Annotated in this window: 25 protein-coding genes and 1 riboswitch; of the genes, 14 read left to right on the plus strand and 11 right to left on the minus strand. The window is 71.6% G+C overall.

Annotated features, from left to right (window positions below):
- The first annotated feature begins 28 nt into the window (after positions 1-28).
- Positions 29-141, plus strand: a riboswitch (TPP riboswitch).
- Entirely contained in the window at positions 132-1,496 is a 1,365-nt protein-coding gene (locus HTZ77_RS37680) for a purine-cytosine permease family protein (protein ID WP_175594538.1), read from the plus strand. It overlaps the preceding riboswitch by 10 nt.
- Here the strand turns inward: HTZ77_RS37680 and HTZ77_RS37685 are convergent.
- On the minus strand, positions 1,474-2,034 hold the full coding sequence (locus HTZ77_RS37685; RefSeq protein ID WP_175594539.1) for a methylated-DNA--[protein]-cysteine S-methyltransferase: 561 nt from the start codon (positions 2,032-2,034) through the stop codon (positions 1,474-1,476). The genes HTZ77_RS37680 and HTZ77_RS37685 overlap by 23 nt on opposite strands.
- A gap of 93 nt (positions 2,035-2,127) precedes the next feature.
- Between HTZ77_RS37685 and HTZ77_RS37690 the strand changes: the two genes are divergently transcribed.
- Positions 2,128-3,996: a PAS domain S-box protein gene (locus tag HTZ77_RS37690; RefSeq protein ID WP_175594540.1), complete on the plus strand. Its 1,869-nt coding sequence runs from the start codon at positions 2,128-2,130 to the stop codon at positions 3,994-3,996.
- Between the two features lie 142 nt (positions 3,997-4,138).
- The gene (locus HTZ77_RS37695; RefSeq protein WP_312888556.1) at positions 4,139-4,579 is read left to right on the plus strand and encodes an ATP-binding protein; all 441 of its coding nucleotides are present in this window, start codon (positions 4,139-4,141) and stop codon (positions 4,577-4,579) included.
- 42 nt (positions 4,580-4,621) lie between these two features.
- Here the strand turns inward: HTZ77_RS37695 and HTZ77_RS37700 are convergent, their stop codons facing one another.
- From HTZ77_RS37700 to HTZ77_RS37710, 3 genes are all read right to left on the minus strand, one after another.
- Positions 4,622-5,236 (minus strand): YidC/Oxa1 family membrane protein insertase, encoded by a 615-nt coding sequence (locus tag HTZ77_RS37700; RefSeq protein WP_175594542.1) that lies wholly within the window; start codon positions 5,234-5,236, stop codon positions 4,622-4,624.
- 118 nt (positions 5,237-5,354) lie between these two features.
- Positions 5,355-5,576, minus strand: coding sequence for a DUF6412 domain-containing protein (locus HTZ77_RS37705; protein WP_175594409.1), 222 nt, complete (start codon positions 5,574-5,576; stop codon positions 5,355-5,357).
- Between the two features lie 18 nt (positions 5,577-5,594).
- The gene (locus HTZ77_RS37710; RefSeq protein WP_175594410.1) at positions 5,595-5,765 is read right to left on the minus strand and encodes a hypothetical protein; all 171 of its coding nucleotides are present in this window, start codon (positions 5,763-5,765) and stop codon (positions 5,595-5,597) included.
- A gap of 93 nt (positions 5,766-5,858) precedes the next feature.
- On the opposite strand from HTZ77_RS37710, the gene HTZ77_RS37715 reads away from it, so the two are divergent.
- Together HTZ77_RS37715 and HTZ77_RS37720 are read left to right on the plus strand one after the other, a co-directional pair.
- The gene (locus tag HTZ77_RS37715; RefSeq protein WP_175594543.1) at positions 5,859-6,557 is read left to right on the plus strand and encodes a response regulator transcription factor; all 699 of its coding nucleotides are present in this window, start codon (positions 5,859-5,861) and stop codon (positions 6,555-6,557) included.
- Positions 6,554-7,690, plus strand: a complete 1,137-nt coding sequence (locus HTZ77_RS37720; RefSeq protein ID WP_328809002.1) for a sensor histidine kinase — start codon at positions 6,554-6,556, stop codon at positions 7,688-7,690. Before HTZ77_RS37715 ends, HTZ77_RS37720 begins: the two co-directional genes overlap by 4 nt.
- 98 nt (positions 7,691-7,788) lie before the next feature.
- On the opposite strand, the gene HTZ77_RS37725 is transcribed toward HTZ77_RS37720, so the two are convergent.
- Positions 7,789-8,187: a hypothetical protein gene (locus HTZ77_RS37725; RefSeq protein ID WP_175594544.1), complete on the minus strand. Its 399-nt coding sequence runs from the start codon at positions 8,185-8,187 to the stop codon at positions 7,789-7,791.
- Between the two features lie 245 nt (positions 8,188-8,432).
- Between HTZ77_RS37725 and HTZ77_RS37730 the strand changes: the two genes are divergently transcribed.
- Positions 8,433-8,780, plus strand: a complete 348-nt coding sequence (locus HTZ77_RS37730; protein WP_175594545.1) for an STAS domain-containing protein — start codon at positions 8,433-8,435, stop codon at positions 8,778-8,780.
- Positions 8,781-9,294: 514 nt separating this feature from the next.
- The gene (locus HTZ77_RS37735; RefSeq protein ID WP_175594546.1) at positions 9,295-10,020 is read left to right on the plus strand and encodes a glycosyltransferase family 2 protein; all 726 of its coding nucleotides are present in this window, start codon (positions 9,295-9,297) and stop codon (positions 10,018-10,020) included.
- Positions 10,021-10,509: 489 nt separating this feature from the next.
- On the opposite strand, the gene HTZ77_RS37740 is transcribed toward HTZ77_RS37735, so the two are convergent.
- Complete coding sequence (locus tag HTZ77_RS37740; RefSeq protein WP_175594547.1) at positions 10,510-10,749, minus strand: hypothetical protein; 240 nt, start codon at positions 10,747-10,749, stop codon at positions 10,510-10,512.
- 625 nt (positions 10,750-11,374) lie between these two features.
- Between HTZ77_RS37740 and HTZ77_RS37745 the strand changes: the two genes are divergently transcribed.
- Entirely contained in the window at positions 11,375-12,577 is a 1,203-nt protein-coding gene (locus HTZ77_RS37745) for a glycosyltransferase 87 family protein (RefSeq protein WP_205304460.1), read from the plus strand.
- Here HTZ77_RS37745 and HTZ77_RS37750 read toward each other — a convergent pair.
- The gene (locus tag HTZ77_RS37750; protein WP_205304461.1) at positions 12,459-15,038 is read right to left on the minus strand and encodes a hypothetical protein; all 2,580 of its coding nucleotides are present in this window, start codon (positions 15,036-15,038) and stop codon (positions 12,459-12,461) included. The two genes, HTZ77_RS37745 and HTZ77_RS37750, sit on opposite strands and share 119 nt — an antisense overlap.
- Positions 15,039-15,258: 220 nt before the next feature.
- Here HTZ77_RS37750 and HTZ77_RS47840 point away from each other — a divergent pair, with 220 nt between their 5' ends.
- The 5 genes from HTZ77_RS47840 (at position 15,259) to serS (ending at position 19,755) form a co-directional block, all read left to right on the plus strand.
- Positions 15,259-15,381: a hypothetical protein gene (locus HTZ77_RS47840; RefSeq protein ID WP_268960222.1), complete on the plus strand. Its 123-nt coding sequence runs from the start codon at positions 15,259-15,261 to the stop codon at positions 15,379-15,381.
- 174 nt (positions 15,382-15,555) lie between these two features.
- Positions 15,556-16,935: a glycosyltransferase family 87 protein gene (locus tag HTZ77_RS37755; protein ID WP_328809003.1), complete on the plus strand. Its 1,380-nt coding sequence runs from the start codon at positions 15,556-15,558 to the stop codon at positions 16,933-16,935.
- A gap of 1 nt (position 16,936) precedes the next feature.
- Entirely contained in the window at positions 16,937-17,362 is a 426-nt protein-coding gene (locus HTZ77_RS37760) for a DUF4446 family protein (RefSeq protein WP_328809004.1), read from the plus strand.
- A 2-nt stretch (positions 17,363-17,364) separates the two neighbouring features.
- Positions 17,365-18,288 (plus strand): prephenate dehydratase, encoded by a 924-nt coding sequence (pheA, locus tag HTZ77_RS37765; protein WP_175594551.1) that lies wholly within the window; start codon positions 17,365-17,367, stop codon positions 18,286-18,288.
- A 204-nt stretch (positions 18,289-18,492) separates the two neighbouring features.
- On the plus strand, positions 18,493-19,755 hold the full coding sequence (serS, locus tag HTZ77_RS37770; RefSeq protein ID WP_175594552.1) for a serine--tRNA ligase: 1,263 nt from the start codon (positions 18,493-18,495) through the stop codon (positions 19,753-19,755).
- A 222-nt stretch (positions 19,756-19,977) separates the two neighbouring features.
- On the opposite strand, the gene HTZ77_RS37775 is transcribed toward serS, so the two are convergent.
- Both HTZ77_RS37775 and HTZ77_RS37780 read right to left on the minus strand, forming a co-directional pair.
- Positions 19,978-21,696 (minus strand): sialidase family protein, encoded by a 1,719-nt coding sequence (locus HTZ77_RS37775; RefSeq protein WP_175594411.1) that lies wholly within the window; start codon positions 21,694-21,696, stop codon positions 19,978-19,980.
- A gap of 146 nt (positions 21,697-21,842) precedes the next feature.
- The gene (locus HTZ77_RS37780; protein ID WP_043619750.1) at positions 21,843-22,046 is read right to left on the minus strand and encodes a cold-shock protein; all 204 of its coding nucleotides are present in this window, start codon (positions 22,044-22,046) and stop codon (positions 21,843-21,845) included.
- 250 nt (positions 22,047-22,296) lie between these two features.
- Between HTZ77_RS37780 and HTZ77_RS37785 the strand changes: the two genes are divergently transcribed.
- Positions 22,297-23,109 (plus strand): HAD family hydrolase, encoded by an 813-nt coding sequence (locus HTZ77_RS37785; RefSeq protein ID WP_328809005.1) that lies wholly within the window; start codon positions 22,297-22,299, stop codon positions 23,107-23,109.
- Here the strand turns inward: HTZ77_RS37785 and HTZ77_RS37790 are convergent.
- Both HTZ77_RS37790 and HTZ77_RS37795 read right to left on the minus strand, forming a co-directional pair.
- A complete protein-coding gene (locus HTZ77_RS37790; protein WP_175594554.1) occupies positions 23,100-23,606 on the minus strand; it encodes a bacterial proteasome activator family protein in 507 nt (168 codons plus the stop codon). The genes HTZ77_RS37785 and HTZ77_RS37790 overlap by 10 nt on opposite strands.
- A 5-nt stretch (positions 23,607-23,611) precedes the next feature.
- Positions 23,612-24,568 carry an NAD(P)H-quinone oxidoreductase gene (locus tag HTZ77_RS37795; protein WP_175594555.1) on the minus strand — a complete coding sequence of 319 codons (957 nt, stop codon included), beginning with the start codon at positions 24,566-24,568 and terminating at the stop codon, positions 23,612-23,614.
- Positions 24,569-24,584 lie beyond the last annotated feature (16 nt).

Here is a 24,584-nt window from a genome sequence, read left to right on the forward strand (position 1 = left end):
CGTGAGGCAATATGAGGGCGCCAACTTCATGAGCCAACGCGGGAGCTCGGGGTCACCGGGCTGAGAGGGCAGCTATCGCTGCTGCCGACCGCATGAACCTGTCCGGGTAATGCCGGCGTAGGGAGTGTGTGATGACGCATGCCGTCAACGAAGTCCCGCTGACCCTCGACGAGCCCCCGCCGAAGACGCTCGGCGTGCTCGACCAGGGAGCGCTCTGGGCCAACCTCGGCGTCAGCCTGCTGGGCTTCTCCGGCGCGCTCTTCCTGCTCGACCCGCTCGGCGGCGCGCCGCTGAGCCTCGCCGCCGCCCTCACCGCCACGGTGGTGGGCAGCCTGATCGGCACCGCGATGGTGGGCCTGGCCGCCGTTCCCGGCACGCAGACCGGCCGGCCGGCGATGGTGCTGCTCCGCGGGCTGTTCGGGGCGCGGCTGTCGTACGTGCCGACCGTGCTCAACATCATCCAGATGGTCGGCTGGGGCGCCTTCGAGCTCTGGGTGATCGCCATGGGCGCGACCGCCATCTTCGGTCCGGCCGTGCCGTACGCGGTGTGGGTGATCGCGGCCGGCGTCCTCACCACCTCGCTGACCATCTGGCCGCTCGGCTCGGTGCGGCTGCTGCGCCGGTACGTCACGGTCGCCGTGATCCTCGCGCTGATCTGGTTCGCCGTGGACTTCCTCGGCCACGTCCAGCCGCAGACCGGCGGCTCGTGGCAGGCGTTCGCCCCGGCCGTCGACTACGTGATCGCGCTGTCGGTCTCGTGGGTGCCGATGGCGGCCGACTTCGCCCGGCACTCCAGGTCGAGCGCCGCCGCGTTCACCGGCGTCGTCGGCGGCTACACGCTGGCCCAGGTGGCGTGCCTGGGGCTCGGCGTGTACGCGGTGGCCATCACCGGGGCGGCCGCCATTCAGGCCGACTCCACCGCGGTGTTCGGCGCGTTCGTCGCGGCGCCGCTCGGTGCGCTGTTCTTCGCCGTGCTCGTGCTGCGCGAGACGGACCAGTCGTTCGCGAACGTCTACTCGACCACCGTCTCGCTGCAGAACCTCATGCCGCGCGTCGACCGCCGGATCTTCACCGTCGCCATCGGCGTGGTCACCACCGGGCTCGCGCTGCTCGTGGACGTGAACTCCTACGGCGCGTTCCTCGGCGTCATCGGCGCGGTGTTCGTGCCGATGTTCGCGGTGCTCGCCGTGGACTACTTCCTGCTCGGCGGCGCCGCCCGGTGGAACACCGACGAGGACGCCCCGGCCCGCTGGTCCATGCTGGTGCCCTGGGTGCTCGGTTTCGCCGCGTACTGGCTGACCACCTCGACGCCGACCGTCGCCGCCTGGGACGGCTTGTGGGCGGGGGCGCGCGCGGCGATCGGCTTCACCCGGCAGCCGTGGATGAACGGCGCGCTGGGCGCGGCGCTCGTGGCCTCACTCGTCACGCTCGCCATCGGCCTGGTCACCCGCCGGGGCGACCGCCCGCCCGCTCTCAGGAGCGGGACTCGACGGTGAGCAGGTGCCGCTTGGCGGCCACGCCCCCGGCGTAGTCGCCGAGCTCGCCGTCGCCGGGCACGACGCGGTGGCAGGGGACGACGACGCACACCGGGTTGGCCATCAGCGCGTTGCCGACCGCCCGCAGCGCGCGGGGCCGCCCGATGCGCTCGCCGATCTCGCCGAGCGTCGTCGTCGTGCCGTACGGCACCGCCATCGTCTTCTGCAGCACCGTACGCGCGAACGGGGTGGCCAGGGCGAGGTCCACCGGCGTGGTGAAGGCCCGCAGCCGCCCCGAGAAGTACGCGTCGAGCTCGCGGCGCACCGGGTCGAGCCGCCCGGGGTCGGGCCCGATGAACGTGCCCACGTGCCGCATCACCCGTTCGTACACCGTGTGCTCGTCCTCGAAGCTGCAGGCCGCGACCCCCTTGCCGGAGACCGCGAGCACCAGGCGCCCCACGGCGCCGTCGTAGGTGCCGAACGCGATGTCCGGGGGCGTCTCCCCGCGGTAGGTGGCGGAGGTCACCCGCAGCAGGGCATCGAGGTCGCCGCTCGACATCCGCTCACCCTCTTCTCACCTGGTAGGTCGTGATCGGCAGCGTATCGGACGGATCGGCCGACGGCGGCCCCGCAGCGCGGGCACTATGGAGGTGTGGGTGACGAGTGGGCCGGCAGTGACGACGAGATCGCTCGCGCGGTGCTCGCCGGCTCGCCCAACGCGCTGATCGCGCTCGACCGGGACCAGACCGTGCTGGTCTGGACCCCGGCCGCCGAGCGGCTCTTCGGCTGGAGTGCCGAGGAGATGCTGGGCCGCAGGGCGCCGATCGTGCCGGGGGAGCTGACGGCTGAGCACAACGCGGTGCTCGAACGCGCGCGCACCGGCGACCAGGTGACGCTGCGCACCAAGCGGTTACGCCGCGACGGCCGCGTGCTCGACGTGACGGTCGACATCGGGCCGCTGGTCATCGGCAGCTCGGTGGTCGGCTACGTGTGCGTCCACCACCGCGCGGCGGCCGAGGAGGCGGCGAGCGAGCGCATGGCGCGCCGGGTCCGCCTGGTGCGCCGGCTGACCGACGTGGTCGGCGACATCAACGCCGAGCTGGAGCTGCCGGCCGTCCTCGACCGGATCGCGGGCAGCCTGACCGAGCTGACGGGCGCCGACGCGGGCGGGTTCGTGCTCATCGAGGACGAGCGGCTGCGCCTGGTCAGCGCCCACCGGCTGCCCGAGACGCTCAAGGGCGCCACGGCCGGCCTGCGTACCAGCCTGGTGGACAAGCTGCTGCGCACCGGCAAGACGGTCCTGCTGGAGTCGCAGGGGCTGGACGAGCTGGTGTGGGCCGAGCTGAGCGGCCTGCACACGATCGCGCTCGGCCTCGCGGCCGTGGGCGGGCGGCCGTACGGCGCGCTGTACGCGCTGTACGCCCGGCGCAAGCCCGGCCACCTGGAGCTGGAGCTGCTGGAGCTGCTGGCCGGGCACGCCGGCATCGCCGTGGGCAACGCCATGGCCTACCAGGAGGCGGTGCGGCAGCGGGCGCACGAGCAGGCGGTGTTCGACGCCAGCGCCGACGGCATCGCGGTGCTGGACGGGGCCGGCCGGGTCATCCGGTGGAACCCCGCGGCGGCCGAGCTGACCGGGCTGGCCGCCGACGCGGTGAGGGGCGGGCCGCCGCCGTTCCCGCTGCCCAGGCCGGGGGAGAAGCTGACGTTCCAGCTCGACACGGGCCGCTGGCTCGACGTGGTGAGCGCCCGCGTGGACGCGACCGGCGAGACGGTGGTCGACTTCCGCGACGTGACCCGGGCCAAGGAGCTGGAGGAGGCCAAGGACCTGTTCCTGGCGACGACCAGCCACGAGCTGCGCACCCCGATCACGATCGTGCGCGGCTTCGCCAGCACGCTCGACTCGCGCTGGGACAAGCTGAGCGACCCGGAGCGCCGTTCGGCCGTCCACACGATCGCCGAGCGGGCCAGGTCGCTGGGACAGCTCATGGACCATCTGCTGCTCGGCTCGCGGGCGGGCGCCGACGAGCTCAAGGTACGAGTGGAGACCTTCGACCTGGCTGAGCGGATCAATGCGGCGACGTTAGGATTGCCCGAGTTGTCCGATACGCACCAGGTCGAGGTGGACATCCCCGACGGCCTGCCGTACGTGAAGGGTGACGCGCTGGCCACCGACATCGTGCTCGGCCAGCTGCTGGAGAACGCCTTCAAGTACTCACCGAAGGGCGGGCTGATCAGGGTCGAGGCGTGGCCGGAGGGCGACAGGGTGGTCGTGGTCGTGGACGACGAGGGCGTCGGCATCGCCGCGCCGGACCGGGAGCGGATCTTCGAGAGGTTCGTCCAGGTGGAGAGCGGCGACCGGAGGAGGTTCGGCGGAGTGGGGCTCGGGCTCTACATCGTGCGCAGCCTCGCGCGGGCCCAGGGCGGCGACGTGAGCGCCCATCCGCGACCGGGTGGAGGCACCCGGATGCGGATGGTGCTCGCCGCGGCTCCCCCTATCGGATCCGACACACCGGTGTGGTAACGAGGTGGTCACGGTTGAGCTGACCTATCGTCCGATGTGGACAAGCTGTGATCGAGATCCGGTTTCTGGGATTGAGTAACGGGGCATTTCGGTCGTACCGGGGGTGTTCCCGCGGGGGGCACATGAAGACGGGGAGGTGGGTGTGTCAAGCGTGGTGCTGCTGCCGTACGCGCCGTCCAGCGTCGCCGTTGCCCGCCAGCGTCTGAGCACTGACCTGCACGATTGCGGTGTCTTCGCCGCCGCGATCGACGACGCGGTGCTCGTGGTGAGCGAGCTGCTCAGCAACGCGCTGCGGCACGCGCATCCGCTGCCGTCGGGCATGGTCAAGGTGGCGTGGCTGCGCAACGACGACCACATCGAGGTCGCGGTGAGCGACGGGGGCGCGGCCACCGAGCCGCGGGCCGGCCGTCCCACGCTGTCCTCGCTCGGCGGCCGGGGGCTCGGCATCGTCGAGTACGTCGCCGAGAGCTGGGGCGTGCGCCACGACGGCGACACCACCACGGTCTGGGCCATCCTGCCCGCCCCCAACGGGACGGGCAACGGCATGAACGGGCAGGTCGCAGCCCTGCGCGAGGCCGGCTGAACCGGCCTCGCGGCTTCGCCGGACGGCTCTGTGACGAATGTCTCAGGCGAGCCGGCGCGTCAGCACCGTCCGTTCACCGTACGTCCACGCGGTGGACACCAGCAGGTAGAGACCAGCCGCCAGGGGCAGCACCAGGGCGGCGAGCACCGAGCCGAACGGCATCAGCGGCATGATCCTCCGCAGCAGCGGCGGCTGCTCCGCAGGCAGCGTGGCCGCGATCCGGCGCGCCTGGAGCCACGCCACCAGCATGACCAGGACGATCACCACGACAAAGACCGAAACAGGCCAACTGATCAGTCCGTAATTGTCGACAATTCCGGCAATCTGCTGGCCCAGCGGGGCGCCCAGCAGATCGTGCCCGGCCAGAGCGGTCGGGTGCGTGGCCACCCGGTAGACCAGCCACATGAACGGCGCCTGCGCCAGCCCGGGCAGGAGCGCCGCCATCGGCGAGCTTCCCTCCTTGGCGTAGAGCGCGGACATCTCCCGGGCGAGCCGTTCCGGGTTGCGCCCGAACCGCTCGCGCAGGGCGCGCACCTTCGGCGCCAGCCGCTCGGTGATGCGCGCGGCACGCGCCTGGCGGACGCTCAGCGGGAGCAGCAGCAGCCGTACGGCCACCGTGAACAGCACGATCGCGAGCGCCGCGTGGCCTCCGGACATGCCAATGAGAAACGTGACAAGAGAATCGAACATGAGCCCTTCCTCGACGTACAGGGTGAACGAGGGCTCTGTCTCGATGACGAGCCCTCAGCGGGCCCGAAAAGGAAGGCGAGCCCCGCTAGGTGGAAGCGGGGCGGCGTGATGGCGCTCTCGGCCGGGGCCGGCCGGCGGCCCCGGGGTCACGCTGGCGCTGGAAGGCCGTACGGCGGGCGTACACCAGGGGGAAGCTCGGCGCCCGGCCGCTCGCGACGGGCAGCAGCCTGGCGGCCCAGCTCACGAGGAGCAGGACCGCCACCATGGTGACGCCGGCCAGCCACGGGTCCAGCAGGAACAGGGTCACGTCAGATTTCCGGCGGGATCACCGCGAGGACGTCTTGCCGACCAGCGAGACGGCGACGAAGACGAGCAGGCCGATCACCCCGATGATCAGCGCCACCTTCAGCAGCCCCACCACCATGGGCAGGATGAAGTTGAACAGCACGAAGAGCGCCAGAAGGGCGCCCAGCACGAGCATGACGACTCGACTCATGAGCACACCGTACGTCCTGCGACCAAGATCCGCGAGGCTTACGAAGCGATGACGTGAGTGTCCTGCCGGGGGTGCGGGCCGTACGGTGAAAGCGTGAACGCGCGCATCCTGGTGGTCGACGACGATCCCACCGTGGCCGAGGTGGTGGCGCGGTACCTGGAGCGCGACGGCCACGAGGTGGAGTGCGTGGGCGACGGCGCCGAGGCCCTGCGGCGTGCCCTCGCCCGGCCGCCCGACCTGATGGTCCTCGACCTCATGCTGCCCAAGATCGACGGGCTCCAGGTGTGCCGCAAGCTCCGGGAGCGCTGGCCGGTCCCGGTGATCATGCTGACCGCGCTGGGCGAGGAGATCGACCGGGTCGTCGGGCTGGAGACGGGCGCCGACGACTACGTGACCAAGCCGTTCAGCCCGCGCGAGCTGGCGTTGCGGGTGCAGTCGGTGCTGCGGCGGGCGCGCGGCGCGTCCGTGCCCGGCGGCACGGGGGTGCTGCGCGACGCCGATCTGGTGGTGGACGTGGGCGCGCACGAGGTGCGGCTGGGGGGCGCCGAGGTGATGCTGACGGCGCGGGAGTTCGACCTGCTGGCGTACCTGATGCGCAACCCGCGCCAGGCGTTCAGCCGGTCGGCGCTGCTCGACCAGGTGTGGGGGTGGTCGTTCGGCGACTCCTCGACGGTGACGGTCCACGTGCGGCGGCTGCGGGAGAAGATCGAGCCCGACCCGACGGAGCCGCGCCGGATCGTGACGGTGTGGGGGGTCGGCTACCGGTTCGAGCCGCTGGAGGCCGGGGGGTGAACGTGCGGGCGGCCCTGGGGGCCGGGGCGGCCATGGACGACCTCGGGCTGATCGTCGCCGTCACCGCCGGGCTGGGGCTGCTCGTGGCGCTCGTCGGGGTGTGGGCCATGTGGGCGCTGCGCCGCAGGTCCATCGGCGTGATGCTGGCCGTGGTCATGGTCGTGTCCATCGCGGCCACCCTGGCCGGGGTCGTGGCCATCACCCTCAAGATGATCATCGAGGGCGAGGTCAGGGACATCGTGCTCAGCGTCGTCGCGGTGGGCGGCCTGGTGGGGCTCGGGGTGGCGTACGTGCTGGCCAGAAGGGTCGTGGGGGAGAGCAGGAGGCTGGTCGCCGCCGTACGGGAGCCGCCGTTCACCGCCCCGTCCGGGCTGCCGGCCGAGCTCCAGACGATCGCCGACACCCTGGAGGAGGCGTACGCCCGCGAGCGCGCCCTCGAAGGCGCGCGGCGCGAGCTGGTCGCGTGGGTCAGCCACGACCTGCGCACGCCGCTCGCCGGGATGCGCGCCATGGCCGAGGCGCTGGAGGACGGGGTCGTCACCGACCGGGCGACGGTCGAGCGCTACCACCGGCAGATCAAGCTGGAGGTGGAGCGGCTGTCGGCGATGGTGGACGACCTGTTCGAGCTGTCGCGCATCCACGCGGGGTCGCTGCGGCTGTCACGGGCGCGGGTCGGGCTGGCCGACCTGGTGGCCGACACGGTCGCCGGCGCCGAGCCGCTGGCCAGGGCCAAGGGCGTGCTGTTGACCGCCGAGGCCGCCGAGCCGGTGCCCGTGGAGGCCGACGCCACCGCGCTGGGGCGGGCGCTGGGCAACCTCGTGGTCAACGCGATCCGGCACACTCCCTCGGACCGGACCGTGGTGCTGCGGGCGGGGGTGGACTCGGGGATGGCCTGCCTGTCGGTGTCGGACTGCTGCGGCGGGATACCGGAGGAGGACCTGCCTCGGGTGTTCGAGGTCGCCTTCCGGGGCGAGGCTGCCCGTACCCCCACCCGGGAGGCCCGGGAGGGGGGTGGGGCCGGGCTCGGGCTGGCCATCGCTCAGGGCATCGTCGAGGCGCACGACGGGATGATCGGCGTGATCAACGACGGGCCGGGCTGCCGGTTCGAGATCCGGCTGCCGTTGGTGCGTTGAGGGCTGGGGGCGTGCGGAGCTTCATGCGGGCTCTGAGCTTCATGCGGGCTCTGAGCTTCATGCGGGCTCTGAGCTTCATGCGGGCTCTGAGCGGAGCTTCATGCGGGCTCTGAGAGGGCGTCGAGGGCCCCGCCGAACGACTCCGTCATTGCCCGAAATGTCGGGCACGGCCAGCGCCACATGCAGCTCCGGCAGCGCAGGATCGGATGGGCGGAGTCGCTGGTGATGCCGCCGGCGTCGCGGGGCTGATGCAGGTCGAGCAGTCGCAGGGTCAGCTCGGCGAACGTCAGCACTTCCTGGCGGGCGCCCGCCAGGAACTCCAGGTCCTCGATCGCCAACCGTGTACGTACAGGGACGAATCCCTCGTGATTGACCAGACTGCGCAGGCGTCCGGCCTCGTCATGCCAGGGAGCGGCCTTCTCGGTGCGGATGAGGATGGTCTCCAGGTGCTCGCGGAGCCGTCGACGCTGAGGATCTTCGGGTTCTTCGGTATTCATCAGATACTCGGGCCCGTGGTCGCGCCCAGCCCCTCCTTCTCGGTGCGGCGATCCGTCTCGGTGCGGCATCGGAGCGGGGACCGGACGCGGGTGCCGGGCCGCCCCCTTCCGGCCGTGCCGGTGTCACACCGTCAAGCTTCGCGTACTCTGCGTTCCTGTGGAGCCCAAACGGAGGACAAAAACCTGCGGTTCGCCTCTCGGCGTGACAACGTGACCGGAAGGCTTCGCGCCGCTAGCCTGCCCCTGTGGAGCTCAAGGTCTCGACTCGATCACATGCCGGTCAGGCGCTCGTCGCCATCACCGGCGAAATCGACCTCTACACGGCACCCCACCTGCAGTCCGAGTTCACTCGCCTGCTGCAGGACGGGCCCAGCCGCGTGGTCATCGACATGTCCGGCGTGGATTTCTGCGACTCCACGGGGATGAACGTCCTGCTCTCTGCGCTCAAACGCATGAAGGAGCGGGGCGGCGCCCTCGACGTGGCCGCCCCTCGTCCCGCCGTACGGAAGATCCTGCAGGTCACGGGCCTCGACTCGGTCTTCACCGTGTACGACGCGGTGCCGCAGGAGCTTCTGATCACCGAAGGGTCGTGAGGCCGCCCTTGCAACGCGCGTACCCGACCCCCCGGCCCACGACGGACCAACCGCCCTCGCGAGGGGCGGGCCGTACGACCATGCTGGGTGCGGGCCCGACGCCCGCACCCAGCCCTATGCGGCCCAGCCCTGTGCGAACGCGCACCTTGGGCGCTCGCCTGACGCCCACATGCAGGGCGCGCCTTACACGCACCCAGGACGCCCACCTGTCGCCCTCTCCCATGGCGAGACGCGGAAGCGCGCGGAGAGCGGCGCACGGGACGAGAGCGTTCGCGAGCGTGGAAACCTTGACGGGCACGGAGACTCGCGTGGACCTGAGGACCTTCGCGGGCACGGAGACTTGCGCAGATCTGCGGACCTTCGCGTGCACCGAGACCCCCCTGAGCGCGGGCACCTCCGCGAGCCCGGAGACGTTCACACACACGGGCACCTTCGGACGCCTGAGCTGCCGACGGCGACTGAGACCTGATTCTCTTGGCCCGATCTCGATTCCGATGACTGACGGGGAGGCGTGGTGAGCGGCGACACAGCGGTCATCATTCCCGCCAAGGACGAAGCCGGGCGCATCGGCGCCACCGTGACCGCCGCCCTGGCGCTGCCAGGTGTGGACCTGGTGGTGGTCGTCGACGACGGATCGTCCGACCAGACCGGCAAGGCGGCGCGTGCGGCGGGAGCCCGAGTGGTGCGCCACAGCCGCAACCGTGGCAAGGCCGCCGCGATGGAGACGGGCGCCGAGGCCGTGCGCCTGCTCGACGACGACACCTCCCGCCACTTACTGTTCCTGGACGCCGACCTCGGGGACACCGCCCGCGCGGCGGCCGCCCTGATCACCCCCATCCGCGAGGGCAAGGCAGACATGTCCATCGCGGTGTTCGCCACGCGCGTCAAGCTCGGCGGTCACGGCGTGGTGGTCCGGCTGTCGCGCGACGGCATACGCCGCGCCACCGGTTTCACGGCCACCCAGCCGCTCAACGGCCAGCGCTGCCTGACCCGCGACGCCTTCGAGGCGGCCCGGCCGCTGGCTCACGGGTTCGGCGTGGAGACGGGACTGACCATCGACCTGCTGCGCAAGGGGTACCGCGTGGTGGAGGTCGAGGTGGAGATGAGCCATCGTGCGACGGGCACCGACTGGCGCGCCCAGCTCCACCGTGCCCGCCAACTCCGCGACGTGGCACTCGCACTCGCGACTCGCGAGCCCCTAATCACCCAAAACCTCAACAAGCTCCGCCCCAACCGCTGACCGGCCCCACGCAAACCCGGTCGATCCCCCGCACCCCCTCCACGCCCCGCCAAATCCGCGCACGAACCCCCCTCCGGCCGGCCTCTTCGCCCGGCCGTCCTGTCGGGACGAAGAGCCTCTTGGCTCGGCTGTCCTGCTGGGACGAAGAGCGGCTTCGCTTGGCTTCCCTGCTTGGAGTGAGCGGCGTCATCGCCCGGTTTCCTCCTTGAGGTGAGCGGCGGCTTCCTTGAGGTGAGCGGCGGCTTCGACGCGCTCGTGTGCTCGACCGGTTGCCCTCCACGGCCCTGTCGCTCCGGTGCGCGTGATCGACACTCGGCTCGGGCGAACCGATGGCAGGTGAGCAGCGACCGGCCGTTCTGCTCGCCACACCTTCAAAGGGACGCCTCATGGGTCCACAACCGGACGCGCACAGGCGCACGGCCAGCCCACCCATCCGCCCAGGGGGATCCCGATCACCCCAGCAAGCTTGAATCTGTCCGAAACAGCGCTTCAGGCGCGCCCGAAATCGATCCGGACGCTCCCAGACGGCCTTGAGAGCCCTCCCCAGCCCCCTTCATCCACCAGAACCGCGAAGTTATCCACAGGCTGGGGATAGACGGACCAGGTGCTCGGACCGGTGTGCTGGAATTTGCGGGTGACTTCGGAGAACGAGAGCGGAAAGCCGACCCACCGGCTTCCGGGGCCGGCCATGATCGCGATCATCGCATCCATCCTGCTGACGATCGCCATCGGCCTCCTCGGTCCGTCCGCCATGGTCCCTGACCTCGGCGGCCCGGCCTGGCTGCCGCCGTTCTCGCTGGACGTCCGGCCCGACCCCCACCTTGTGATCGCCATGGCTGCGGCCGCCATCGTCCTCGGCGGCCTGGGTCTCTTCGCCGGCCTGGCCGCCACCCGCCGCGCCTCACCCCGTCCCACAGCCGCTCCCGCCCACGCGCCGAGCGCCCCCAACACGGCCACAAGCGCTCCAAACCTCGCCCCAAGCGCCACTGACCCCGCCGCAGGCACCACACATTCCGCCACAAGCGCCTCCCACCCCGCCACAGGGGCCTCCCACCCCGTCGCAGGCGCCTCCCACCCCGCCACAGGCGGCGCCAACCACGTGGAGAGCACTGCCACCCACCCCCCAAACCCTGATGATCGCGTCGAGAGGCCCCCTGGCCACCCCACACGCGATACCGAACACACTGGGGGCACTCCCGCCGACCTCGCAGGCGACCCCAGCGGCGCAGAACGCACTCCTGGCCCCGCCACAGCCCGCCAGCAGGACGACCGTGACGGTCTGTCGGCCACCGCCCACCGGCCGGGCCGTGTCGGCCTGTCGGCCACCGCCCGCCTCCTCGTCCTCGTCGGTTGCGTGGCCGCCGGTCTGCTCGCGTTCCTGCCGCCCTCCGGCTCCGGCGACCACCTCAACTACGCCGCGTACGGCCGCATGGTCGTCCTGGGCGTCAATCCGTACACGCATGGCGCGGTCGACCTCCCCGGCGATCCCATCGCCCGAGCCGTGGAGGAGCCGTGGCGCGAGGAGCCCAGTGTCTACGGCCCCATCGCGACGGGCGCGCAGGCGCTGGCGAGCTGGGTCGGCGGAGACTCGCTCAGGCTGACCATGTTCGTCCTGGCTGTGCTGAATTCGGCCGCGTTCGTCGCGACGGGTCTCCTGATCGACTGTTCCACCAGGCGTGATCCCGCCAGACGGCTCCGGGCGGCGTTGCTGTGGACGGCCAACCCGCTGCTGCTGTACCAACTGGTCGCCGGCATGCATGTGGACACGTTGGCCGTGGCCTGCATGATCGCGGCGCTCCTCGCCCGGGCCCGTCCGCTCGGATCCGGGGCGCTGCTGGGGCTGGGCGTGGCGATCAAGGTCAATGCCGGGCTCGTGGCGCTGGGGCCCGCATGGGAGCTGCGCCGCCGGCCGGTGCGGCTCGCGCTGATGGCCGGCGCGGCACTGGCCGTGGTGATCGCCGGTTACGCCGTCGTGGGCACGGACGCCATCAGCCCCGTGACCCGCACCAGCAAGGCGATCTCCCACGCCTCCTACTGGAAGCTCGTCCAAGGCTGGCTGCAGACGCTGGTGGGCCCGGGAAGCGCCTACCGGGGCGAGATCCAGATCGGCTCTCTGCTGGTCCTGGTCCTCGTCGCCTGGTCCCTGTTCCGGCTGTCGCAGCGGCTGACCCCCGTCGGGTCGCCGGCCGCCGGAGGCGTCGGGCAGGTCGAGGGGCTACCGGCCGAGGTGGTGGCCGCCGTGCTGGTCGGCGCGTACGTGTTCGCCACCCCGTACGTCCTGCCCTGGTACGACGGGATGGCGTTCGCGCTGCTGGCCCTGGTGGCGGCCACGGCGTTCGACGGCTTCCTGGTCGCGCACCTGCTGGCCCTGTCCCTGGCCTACCTCCCGGCACGGGTGATCGTCCTCCCGGACGACCTCGGCTGGCTCAGGGCCGTGGTCAGGCCCCAGGTCGTTCCGTGGGTGCTGCTGGCTCTGACGGGCGCTCTGGTGTGGTGGGCCTGGAGAGCTGCAGGGCCCGTACGGACGCGGCCAGCGCCAGCGGGACGGCCATCGTGAGCGCCATGGCGGGGATGGCGATCCCCGAGTCGTTGATGAGGAACCCGATGAACGCGCACGTCAGCGCGCCGAACAGGCCGGCCCGGAGGGGCGGCGCGAGCGCGTACGCCTGGCCGAGCGCCGAGGCGCCCCAGCGCGACGGACGGTCCAGCACCAGGAACAGGAAGGCCAGCGCCACCACCGACAGCAGCGTCAGCGACCAGTTCCCGACGGTCACCCCGATCATGGCGCCGAACTTGCGGCCGACCACGGTCAACGCCTGGCCGTCGATGATCTGCTGGACGAAGTTGCCCAGATGGGTGCGCTGTGCCGCCGGCCGCAGCCAGTCGAAGAACGCGATGGCGCCGATCAGCGCGGCGCCCGCGAACGCCACCAGGAGCAGTTTCACGACGGACACCCGGCGCCCGGCGAGCATGATCAGGAAGACGGCGAGTCCGATCACGAAGGCGGGCACGCCGCCGAAGTCGGCTCCCCACGCCGGCCACCCGTCGGCGAACACCGCCAGGCCCCCGTAGGCGGCGCAGACCAGCAGCGTCACGAGCCGGGGCGCCCCCCTGCCGAGGAGCCAGTGGGCGATCCCGGCGAGGCCGAGGATGGTGCCGGTCGCGTAGACGGCGAAGGCGATGTTGCTGAAGCCGTAGAACCGGCCGCCGGTGACGGGCTCGTACCCGGTGACGGCGTTCACCTGAAGCGTGGAGCCGGTCATCACGTCCGCGAGCAACGCCACCGAGGTGACGCCCGCGACCACGGTCAGCGGCCCGAGCACGTGCGTCCGCCACGGCCCGCCGAACGCGACCCCGCTGATCAGCACGGCGATGCCCAGGATCGTGCCGATCACGCCCGCCATCGGCATCGGCAGGCTCCACCAGGGCACGAGCTGCGCCAGGAACGTGGACACGGCGATGGCCCCGCTGACCACCGCCACGACCTGCACGACGCTCAGCAGCCGCGACTCCCCGGCGACGTCACCGGCGGTCTCCGCAGACGTGGCCTCCACAGCTGGGGTCTCTGCTCGCTCGATGCCGACCGCTTCGGTCTCGGCCGGCTCGGCCTTCACAGCCGCGCTCTCGACCGGCTTGGCGTCCGTAGCCGCGCCTTCGACCGGCTCGGCCTTCACGGCCGCGTTCTCGATCGGCTTGGCGTCCGTAGCCGCGCTTTCGGCCGGCTTGGCGTCCGCAGTTGCTCTCTTGGCCGGCTTGGCGTTCATGAGATGGGTGTCTGTGAGGCGGTCCTGTGCTGTGGGGCGGCCGTCCGCGGGGGAATGGGCTCCGTTGCTCGGGGACTTGCGGCGGCGGCGGAGGGCGAGGGCCGCGAACGCGTAGAAGAGGAGCTGTACCGAGACGAAGACCGCGAAGAACGGGCCGCGCACTTCGCGCAGCACCTGGCTGGCCAGGTCGGCGTCCGCCAGTTCCGCCACCGTCTCGGCCGTCGTGGCCGGGGCGGGGCCGCCGTTCTCCCAGACGTGGCCGACGACCTGGCGCGGAGGCTCCAGTCCGAGCGCCCCGATCGCCGTGGCCGTCAGATCGGTGATCGTGACCAGGGCGTCCTGACGCGTGGAGGTGGCGGTGAGGTGACCATGGCGGTACGCGTCGGCAGAGCCGTGGTTCTGGTCGGCCGTACCAGCGGAACTGGGCTTCTGTGCGATCGTGCTGGCGGAGTTGTGGCTCTGGTCGGTCGTGCCGGCGGGGCTTTGAACCTGGGTGGTCGTGCTTGCCGGGTTCGGACTCCGGCCCGCCTGGGGAAGGGCCGTGGTGGGGGCGGGGCCGGTGGCGAGGGCCACGTGGAGGTGGGCGTTCGGGGTGACGTCCGAGATGCCGGCCACGAGAGTCGTCGTGCCCGCCGGGAGCCGGGACAGGAGTGTCCCGATCTGGCGGTCGGCCTGCGCGGCGGCCTGCCGTCTGGTGGCGGCGGACATGGGCGTCGGCACGCCGTACTCGTCCAAGGGCTGGCGGAGCCAGGCGTCGGCCAGGGGAGAGATGTCCTGAACGATCAGGTGATAGGGGGAGAGATCCGGCAGGGCTTCGGCGGAGTCGGCGTATGTGGTGATATTTCCGGCCTTGTCGGCGGCGGCCACGGCCGCGCCCGGGCCGATGGCCGCGACCTTGCCCCCTCCGTCGATCACCGACTGACCGAGCATGCCGAGCTGCGCGTCGTACCCCGTCTCCGACTGGTACGCAGCCAGCGCAGCCCATCCCGGGACACTGGCCCCCTCACCGTTCCGCTGCGGCCGGGGCGTGGCGGGGCAGCCCCGGCCGGGCGTACCGGAGCGCTGACCAGCCGAGATGGTCAGCCAGCCCGCCATGGGGCAGGTGATGCCGCGGTCGGGGGGCGGGACGGCACGCGTGGACAGCGACGCGGAGCCGGCCTCTCCGGCGAGCTTCCACAGGTTGGGGGTGCGGGAGGGGTCGAGGTCACTCCATTCGAGGCCGGGTACGCCGATGAGGGCCACCCGGCCGGTCAACTCGCGCCGCTCGGCCTTGCCGGTCGTGTCAGCCTTGCCGGTTGAGTCGGCTTTGCCGGTCGTGTCAGTCTTGCCGGTCGTGTTGGCCTCGCTGGCCGTGCCAGCCGTACCAGCCGTGCCGGTAGTGGCGTCGTTCGTTCCGCTGCTCGCTGCGTACCGCGTTTCACCGCCCGTCGCGTACCGCGTTTCACCGCTCGCTGCGTACCGCGTTTCGCCGCCCGTGGCGTACCGCGTTGCGCTGCTCGTGGCGTCTTCCGGCTCGCTGGTCGTGACGGGCTTCGTGGCCGTCGTGGCCGCGGAGACCGGCGTGGCGGTGAGAGAGACGGTCGCGGCACCGGGGTGACTCAGGAAGACGGTCGTTGCCATCGTGCTGAGGATGACCGCCGTGACCCTGGAGGCGGCGGACAGCCACAGGGGCCGCTGGGCGCGTGAGGGCGCGCTGAACGTGGCATGCGGCATGTACGGGACCCCCGGTGTCTGACCCTCGATGGCAACAGCCACGGTAACGTGCCACACCGTGACAGGTGGCGAGACGTCGGTGCGCCGGCGGCAGTGGTGGGCGTGGGCCGTGGCGGCGGTCGTCGTGGTGTGGGCCGTGGCCCCCCTCGTGCTGCACTGGCTGACGAACTCCGACGACCAGCGCCTCGTCGACCTCGATGTTTACCGTACCGGCGGCCAGGTGCTCCTGGACGGCGGCGAGGTGTACAAGTACTTCACCCCGGCACCCCAGCTCCTCCCGTTCACCTATCCGCCGGTGGCGGCGATGCTGGCCGTGGCGCTGGCGGAGATGTCCTGGGGGACGGCCCAGTGGGTGTGGACGGCCGGGATCTTCGTCACCCTGGCCGTGACCGTGGGATTCGCCTTCCGGGACGTCCTCACGCGGCCCCTCGGAAGCGCCCAAGAGGTCGCCGGAGAGCAGGCCCCCGGCGAGCATGACCCGGACGAACGCCGTGCGGCACCGGGCGCCGCGGGTCTTCCGGAAGTGCTCCGGCGGACCCAGGTCGCGCTCCGGCGCATCCTGACCGGCGGCACCCGGCACGCCCCCTGGCTGTTCGCGTTCCTGATGATGGCGTGCACGTACCTGATGCCGATCCGCGACCAGGTCCGGTTCGGGCAGGTGGACATCATGCTGGTGGCCCTGTGCCTGGCCGACTGCGTGGCGCGCCGACCGTGGTGGCCGCGCGGGTTCCTGATCGGGCTGGCCACCGCCGTCAAGCTCACCCCCGGCGTCTTCCTCGTCTACCTGCTGATCACCCGGCAGTGGCGGACGCTGTTCATGGCGTCGTTCGTGACGGCGCTGCTCACGCTGCTGCCGTTCGCGGTGATCCCCCGGGACGCGGCCGGCTTCTGGTTCTCGGCGCTGTTCGATCCCAACCGGCTCGGCTCGAACGCGGGCACCACCAACCAGTCCATCCGCGGCATGCTGATGCGCCTGTACATGAACGACACGCTCACTTCGGTCCTGTGGGTGGCGCTCGTGGCCGTGGTCGGCTGGTACGGCTTCCGCGCCGCCCGCGACGCGTACCGCGCGGGCGATCACGTCGCGGCCGTCGCGCTCGTCGGGCTCATGGCGGTGCTGCTGTCGCCGGTCGCGTGGATCCACCACCTCGCCTGGGTGGTCGTCGTGCTGGGCGCCCTGGTGGGTGACGGCCGCGATCCGGTACGGCTGCGCGTGGCCGCCGGCGTGTGGCTGTACTACGTGCTGCCGATCCCCTGGTGGGGCGTGGCGCTGAAGGCGGCCGAGATCCCGGTGCTCAGCCCCGTGCTGGGCAAGATCGTGCAGAACGCGTTCGGGCTCGGCGCGCTGGCACTGGTCTGGCTGCTGGGGTCCTGGCTGCCGAAACGGCGGGCCGTCCAGCCCTCGCCAGGCGCCTTGCCCGCCCATTACCCTCTGTAGCGTGCTGATTGCCGTGGGGATGTGCGTCGCCGCCGCGACGGGCGGCGCGGTCGTGGGCTACCTGACGCTCCGGCGGGCCCGCGAGGAGATCGACGACTGCCGCCGCATGCTCGTACGGCAGGCTTCCGCCGCCGGCGACCTGAGGGCCATCCGCGACGTGGCCGTGTACCGGTACGACGCGCTGGAGGAGATGGCCGGCCGCCTGTCGTTCTCCGTCGCGATGATCAACGGCCTGGGCGACGGCATCGTGCTGACCTCGATCAACGGCTGCTCCGAGACCCGCACGTACGTGCGATGCGTGGTGGGCGGCAAGGGGGAGCAGCCGCTGTCGCCGGAAGAGGAGGAGGCGGTGCGGGCCGCCCGGCTCGGGCTCGGATCCGTCGCGCCAAAGCCGCGCGCAGCCCGACAAGCTGCGGATACTCTGTAGTCATGCCCAGACTCGCCTATCTCGGGCCCGAAGGTACCTTCACCGAGGAAGCCCTGCGGCTTCTGGACCCCGCCGCCGAGCGTCTGCCCTGCGCGACCGTGAGCGCCGCGCTCGCCGCCGCGCGCGGTGGCGAGGCCGACGGCGCCGTCGTGCCGCTGGAGAACTCCGTCGAGGGCGCGATCACCACGACGCTCGACGAGTTCGCCTGGGGCGAGCCCCTGCTGATCGACGCCGAGCTGCTGCTGCCGGTGCGCTTCTCGCTGCTGGCCCGGCCCGGCACGGAGATCCCGCACATCAAGCGCGTCTACACCCATCCCGCCGCGATCACGCAGTGCCGCGCGTTCCTCTCGCGTGAGCTGCCCGACGCGGTCGTGGTGGCGGCGCCCTCGACGGCCGCCGCGGCTCAGGAGGTGTCGCTGCCCGGCTCCCCGTATGACGCGGCGATCGCGGCGCGCATCGCGGGCGAGCACTACGGCCTGGTGGAGCTGGCCGGCGACATCGGCGACCGCACCGACACGGTGACGCGGTTCGTCAAGGTGGCTCGTCCCGGCCGTCCGCTGCCCGAGCCGACCGGCGCGGACCGCACCACGCTCGTCGTCTTCCTGGCCGACGACCACCCGGGCGCGCTGCTGGAGATGCTGACCGAGTTCTCCGTGCGCGGAGTCAACCTGACGCGCATCGAGTCGCGGCCCACCGGCGACGGCATCGGCCGCTACTTCTTCCACTTCGACTTCGAGGGCCACATCGCCGACGCCCGTGTCGGCGAGGCCATCTCGGGCCTGCACCGCGTCTGCGGCGAGGTGCGCTTCCTCGGCAGCTACCCGCGGGCCGACGGGGTCGTGCCCCGGGTCAAGCGCGGCACGACGGACGAGGAGTTCACCGAGGCGGGCGACTGGCTGGCCAGGATCCGCGCGGGTCAGGTCTGACACGCGTCCAGGTCCCGGGGTCCGGGCGGGTCAGGTCGGGCATGCGTCCAGGTCCCGGGGGCGCGCCGGTCAGGTCTGACGCGCGTCCCGGTTGCGGATTCGCGCGGGTCAGGTCGGGTGCCGGCACAGTGCGGGACACGGCGCGGGACACGGTGCGGTTAATCGAGGGGCGAGGAGACGCTCCGCGCCGGTAGCCTTTTCCTTGTGATTGACCTGCGTACCCTTCGTGAGGACCCCGACCGGCTCCGGGCGTCGCAGCGTGCCCGCGGTGAGGACGACGCCGTCGTCGACACGCTGCTCGACCTCGACGAGCGCCGACGCTCCGCGCTGACCAGGTTCGAGTCGCTGCGCGCCGAGCAGAAGAGTTTCGGCAAGTCGGTCTCCAAGGCGCAGGGCGAGGAGAAGGCCGCGCTGCTGACCCGGGCCAAGGAGCTCGCGGCCGAGGTCAAGGCCGCCGAGGCGGAGGCCGAGGCGCTCGGGGCCGAGCTCGACGAGCTCGTGCAGACCGTGCCCAACATCGTCGACGAGGACGCCCCGCACGGTGGCGAGGACGACTACGTCGTCCTGGAGACCCACGGCGAGCCGCGGCGCTTCGACTTCGAGCCGCGCGACCACCTGGAGCTCGGCGAGCTGCTCGACGCCATCGACATGGAGCGGGGCGCCAAGGTGTCCGGCTCGCGGTTCTTCTTCCTCAAGGGCGTCGGCGCCCGGCTCCAGCTCGGCCTGCTCAACATGGCCCTGCAGCAGGCCATCGCCAACGGCTTCACGCCCATGATCACCCCGGTGCTGGTCAAGCCGGAGACCATGCAGGGCACGGGCTTCCACGTGGCCCACGACAAGGAGATCTACCGCCTCCCCGAGGACGACCTCTACCTGGTCGGCACCTCCGAGGTGGCGCTGGCGGGCTACCACGCCCAGGAGATCCTCAACGCCGACGAGCTGCCGCTGCGCTACGCGGGCTGGTCGTCCTGCTTCCGCCGCGAGGCGGGCTCGTACGGCAAGGACACCAGGGGCATCATCCGGGTCCACCAGTTCGACAAGGTGGAGATGTTCTCCTACGTACGGCCCGAGGACGCCCGTGAGGAGCACCGGCGGCTGCTGGCCTGGGAGAAGGAGATGCTCGACGCCCTGGAGCTGCCGTACCGGATCATCGACACGGCCGCGGGCGACCTCGGCATGTCGGCGGCGCGCAAGTTCGACTGCGAGGCGTGGATCCCCAGCCAGGGCCGCTACCGCGAGCTGAGCTCGACCTCCAACTGCACGGAGTTCCAGGCCCGGCGGCTGGCGGTGCGCTTCCGCGACAAGGACGGCAAGCCGCAGCATCTGGCGACGCTCAACGGCACGCTGGCCACCACCCGCTGGATCGTCGCCATCCTGGAGAACCACCAGCAGGCCGACGGCTCGGTCGTGCTGCCCAAGGCGCTGCGCCCGTACGTGGGCCTTGAGGTGCTGGAGCCGCCGAAGTAGCCGGACGCTCGGCCCGGGGGCGTGACACTCGTGTCCCGGGCCAGCCGTCGCCCGCCCGCCGGTTCGCAGTCATTCCGGGGGGCGGTACGTCTCGGAGGCCGCGTCTGCTGAAGGCGGTACGTCCCGGGGTGGGCGCGTCTCCCTGGAGGCAGGTCCCGGCTCCTTGAGAGCGGTCCGCCTCGGAGGGGAGGTGGTTCGCCTCGGAACGAAGGGCGGTCCGCCTCAGAGTGGCGTTTCTCCCGGCGAGCGGGGCTTGTCGAGGCGGCGCGCGGCCTCGATGGCGGCGCTTCTCAGGGCGTCCTCCCTCAGGGCTTCGCGCCTGACCAGGACGGTGACCCCGGCCATCACTCCCAGGGTGAGCACGACCGCGGCGGCCACCGCCTGGCCGTACCGGTCCGGCACGCCCAGCACCCAGCCGTAGAAGGGCCCGTACACGCCGGCGAAGGCGAGCACGGCGCCGCCGAGACCGATGCGCACGGTGGGCCACGTGGCGCCGCCGGCCCCGGCGAGGGACAGGCAGGCGAGGCACCCCAGCAGCGTCGCCCCGCCGCCGAAGAAGAGCGCGAACAGGTCGATGCCCAGGATGGATTGGTTCGTCCACAGGTTGAGGCCCGTGTACAGCAGCGCGGCGCTGGCGATCGCGGCGCAGAGGGCGTAGGCGACGTCGAACCGCCGCATCGCGGCCCCTGCGGCGCCCAGCAGCACGACGAGGGCGACGGCGTACGCCACCCTGCGCTCGGTGCCCAACAGGGCCCACGCGTCCGCGTCGAGCCCCTCGAAGGCGTCCGGCCCCTCGAAGGCGTCCGGCCCCTCGGAGACGTCTGGTCCCTCGGAGACGTCTGGTTCCTCGGACGCGCCCGGCCCCTCGGAGGCGTTCGCCCTGTCGGTGGCGCGTTCGCTGTCCGGCCAGCCCGCCAGTAGCCAGACGCCGGAGACGTCCCGCACCGCGATCCCCGCGTAGTCGGCGGCCACCACGACCACGTGGCCCGCGCCCCGCCGCTGCACGGCCAGCGCCCGCGCCACGGGTTTCGGCGCGTCAGGGAGCGGGTTCCGCCTGGTGAGGAGCTCGCGCCGGCCCTCGGAGAGCACCCACGAGGTGCGCCAGCTCTCGCCTCCGTCGTCGGACTCCCGCACGGCCATCCGTCCCGGCACGACGCCGTAGCAGCGCCGCGCGTCCCCCGGCACGCAGGCCGTCGCCTGGGCCGCGGGAATCGGCCGGCCCTTCCAGGACTCCCACGTGCGCCCGCCGTCCACGGACGCCATCCCGTAGGCCGTCACGGGCCCGCTCTCGGCGGAGGTGGTGGTGACCACGATGCGGCTGTCGTCGGCGTGAACCCGGTCGGCGCCGACCGGGGGGACGGCGCCCGCGGTGGCGGCCACGGCCAGCACCGCGAACGGCACGGTCACCAGCATCCGTACGCGCCGCGAGTCGGCGTGGAGGGTGCGCCGCCGCGCCCACCACGCGAGGGCGAGCGCGGGAAGGGCCAGGAGGTCCGTGGGATCCACCAGGACGCGCGACGGACCCGCCGCGAGGGTGAAGACATGGGAAGCCGCCTCCGCGCCCGTCTGCGTCGTCTTGGCGAGCGTGAAGAGCGCGCCGGTGAGCACCACGGCCGCCAGGTCCGCCCGATGCCGGAAGCGGTCCGGGAAGCGCCCCTGGAAGAGCCCCGAGGAGAGCCGCGGGGAGAGCCCCGAGGAGAGCCGCGGGGAGAGCGCCTGGAAGAGGCGCGGGAAGAGCGGCTGGAAGAGGCGCGGGAAGAGCGCCGGGGAGAGCGCCTGGAAGAAGAGCGCCACCAGCGGCGGCGCGACCACGAGCCCCGCGACGTCACTCAGCTTGCCGGTGACGAACCCGGGCCAGACCCGCTTGAGCAGGTGGTCGTTGAGAAGCAGGACCACGACGCCGGCCGCGGTCACCGGATGGCACAGCCACGCGTACCTCATATACCTGGGTTGATGATCGTCCAGGGGTGCGGGTTCGGCGATCCGTGAGGTGAGTCACATTCGTGATCAGGAAAGCGGGCGGACCCGGGAACGCGAAAGGCCGGGGTTCGCTGGAAGCGAACACCGGCCTGACTCGCTGCTACAGGTCAGATGGCACGGACCTGGGAGGCCTGCGGCCCCTTCTGGCCCTGCGTGATCTCGAACTCGACCCGCTGGCCGTCTTCAAGGCTGCGGTAGCCGTTGCCGACGATCTCGGAGAAGTGCACGAACACGTCCGGCGCACCGCCGTCCGGGGCGATGAAGCCGAAGCCCTTCTCAGCGTTGAACCACTTGACGGTTCCCTGAGCCATAAAAGCTCTCCCTCAGGATGTGAATCTATGGGACCCGCACCTCGCGGGTCCCGGTGTGTCGTACAGCAAGCACCCGGGGTGGCTCAGACAATGTCATGCTGGTTTTCACTACGGGATCAGCTAATACAACGCCTCCACATCTAACACCATTCTGGCGCGTCGGTGTTCCCGTCCCTGGGAAGATTTCTGGCCGGCGGCATCACCCGGCAAACTGGAACGTGTTATGCAGAGTCTCCCCGCGCCGCGTCTCGTGGCCACCGACCTCGACGGCACCGCCCTGCGCGCCGACGGAACCATCTCTCCCCGCACGGCCGCGGCCTTCGCCAGAGTCGAGGAGGCGGGTGCCATGCTGGTGTTCGTCACCGGCCGCCCGCCGCGGTGGATGAGCGGAGTGGCGGGTGCGCTGCGTCACCGAGGGCTGGCAATCTGTGCGAACGGGGCGCTGATCTACGACCTGCATACGGAACGCATAGTCGAATCACACCTGATCGCGGTGGATGTACTGGAACAAGTCGTCGCTCAGCTAAGAGCGAACGTGCCCGAACTCGCATTTTCGGTCGAGTATGAGGGGGGATTTGCGCATGAGTCCCAATTCCCGCTCGGCGGTTGGGACAGCAAGGCCGTCGGCGGTCTGCGGGTCGGCGTGGGCACGTTGACGTCGCAGCCCTGCGCCAAGCTGCTCGCCCTCCACCCCGGCATGGACCCCGACACGCTCCACGCGACCGTCCACGAGCTCGTGGGGCACCTCGTGACCGCCACGCACTCCAGCGGCCGCAGCCTCATCGAGATGAGCGCTCACGGTGTGACGAAGGCCACGGCGCTGGCCGTGCTCGCGGAGCGGCACGAGATCAAGCCGTCGGAGGTCGTGGCGTTCGGCGACATGCCGAACGACCTGCCCATGCTGAGCTGGGCAGGCACGTCGTACGCCGTCGCCAACGCGCATCCCGACGTGCTGGCCGCGGTCGATCACATGACGGCGGCCAACGACGACGACGGTGTGGCCCGTGTGCTGGAGCGGCTCTACGGGCCGTCCCCCGACTCCAAGGCTCCCGGCTACAGGTAGGGGCCGGAGCCGCCGGGCGGGGCGTCGCCGTGCGGCACGCCGGGCAGCGCCCTGCGCATCTGCTCCAACTGGGCCCGAGCCGCCATCTGCTGCGCGAACAGCGTGGTCTGGATCCCGTGGAACAACCCCTCAAGCCACCCCACGAGCTGCGCGTGGGCGATGCGGAGCTCCGCGTCGCTCGGCGGCGTGCCGTTGTCGTCGGTGAACGGCAGCGACAGCCGCTCCAACTCGTCGACCAGCTCGGGCGCCAGGCCGTCCTCCAGCTCCTTGATCGAGGACTGGTGGATCTCCTTCAGCCGCTTGCGGCTGGCTTCGTCCAGAGGGGCCGCGCGGACCTCCTCCAGGAGCTGGCGGATCATGCTGCCGATACGCATGACCTTGGCGGGCTGCTCGACCAGGTTGGTGACCGAGCGCTCGTCTTCACCACTGTCACTCTGGCCCTGGAAGTCGGGACCGACCACCACGATGCGAGAGGTGTTGTTGTCCTCAGCACTCATAGGTTTCACCGTACTAGCAGGATCTTGCCGATGTGTTCGCCGGAATCCAGCATGCGGTGCGCCTCGGCCGCGTCGCTCATCGGCACCCGCGCGTGCACCACGGGACGGACCGCCCCCGCGCCGACCAGCGGCCAGACGTTGTCGGCGACGCTGCGGACGATGACGCCCTTCTCCTCGACGGGCCGGGCGCGCAGCGTGGTGCCGTGGACCGACGCGCGCTTGGTCAGCAGGACGCCGAGGTCGATCTCGGCCTTGGCTCCGCCCTGGAGGGCGATGATCGCCAGCCGGCCGCCGGGGTTGAGCGCCTTGAGGTTCCCGGCCAGGTAGGGGCCGCCGATGATGTCGAGGATCACGTCGGCCCGCACCAGGTCCGAGAAGTCCTGCTCGCGGTAGTTGATGGTCTCGTCCGCGCCGAGCTCCCGCAGCCGCCGCAGCTTGGCCTCGCTCCCGGCGGTGGTCACCACCTGGGAACCGAGCGCCTTGGCGAGCTGCACCGCGAACGTGCCGATCCCGCTCGCCCCGCCGTGGACCAGCAGCGTCTCGCCCTTGCGCAGCCGGGCCAGCATGAACACGTTGGACCACACCGTGCAGGCCACCTCCGGCAGCGCCGCCGCGTCCACCAGCGGGACGCCCTCGGGCACCGGCATCACCTGCTCCCACGGCACGGCCACCCGCTCGGCGTAGCCGCCGCCGGCCAGCAGCGCGCACACCTCGTCGCCGGGCGCGAACCCCGGCACGCCCGCGCCGACCTCCGCCACCACGCCGGAGACCTCCAGCCCCGGGTACGGCGGGGCGCCGGGAGGCGGGTCGTAGAACCCCTTGCGCTGGAGGACGTCGGCTCTGTTGACCCCGGCCGCGGCCACCTCGATGACGACCTGGCCCTGCTCGGGACGCGGGTCGGGCACCTCGCGCCACTCCAGGACCTCTGGGCCGCCCGGCCGGACGATCTCGATGGCTCGCATGGCACCACGGTAACCG

It is taken from the genome of Nonomuraea montanisoli (genome assembly GCF_013363975.1).
GTDB classification, from domain to species: domain Bacteria; phylum Actinomycetota; class Actinomycetes; order Streptosporangiales; family Streptosporangiaceae; genus Nonomuraea; species Nonomuraea montanisoli.

Bases quoted from the DNA above. Each gene is read 5' to 3' on its own strand.
- HTZ77_RS37710 (WP_175594410.1), bottom strand. From the start codon at position 5,765: ATGAGTCGAGTCGTCATGCTCGTGCTGGGCGCCCTTCTGGCGCTCTTC.
- HTZ77_RS37740 (WP_175594547.1), bottom strand. From the start codon at position 10,749: ATGGCGATCGTCAGCAGGATGGATGCGATGATCGCGATCATGGCCGGC.
- HTZ77_RS37685 (WP_175594539.1), bottom strand. From the start codon at position 2,034: ATGTCGAGCGGCGACCTCGATGCCCTGCTGCGGGTGACCTCCGCCACC.
- HTZ77_RS37775 (WP_175594411.1), bottom strand. From the start codon at position 21,696: ATGAGGTACGCGTGGCTGTGCCATCCGGTGACCGCGGCCGGCGTCGTG.
- pheA (WP_175594551.1), top strand. From the start codon at position 17,365: ATGCCCAGACTCGCCTATCTCGGGCCCGAAGGTACCTTCACCGAGGAA.
- HTZ77_RS37795 (WP_175594555.1), bottom strand. From the start codon at position 24,568: ATGCGAGCCATCGAGATCGTCCGGCCGGGCGGCCCAGAGGTCCTGGAG.
- HTZ77_RS37725 (WP_175594544.1), bottom strand. From the start codon at position 8,187: ATGAATACCGAAGAACCCGAAGATCCTCAGCGTCGACGGCTCCGCGAG.
- HTZ77_RS37700 (WP_175594542.1), bottom strand. From the start codon at position 5,236: ATGTCCGGAGGCCACGCGGCGCTCGCGATCGTGCTGTTCACGGTGGCC.
- HTZ77_RS37780 (WP_043619750.1), bottom strand. From the start codon at position 22,046: ATGGCTCAGGGAACCGTCAAGTGGTTCAACGCTGAGAAGGGCTTCGGC.
- HTZ77_RS37680 (WP_175594538.1), top strand. From the start codon at position 132: ATGACGCATGCCGTCAACGAAGTCCCGCTGACCCTCGACGAGCCCCCG.
- HTZ77_RS37790 (WP_175594554.1), bottom strand. From the start codon at position 23,606: ATGAGTGCTGAGGACAACAACACCTCTCGCATCGTGGTGGTCGGTCCC.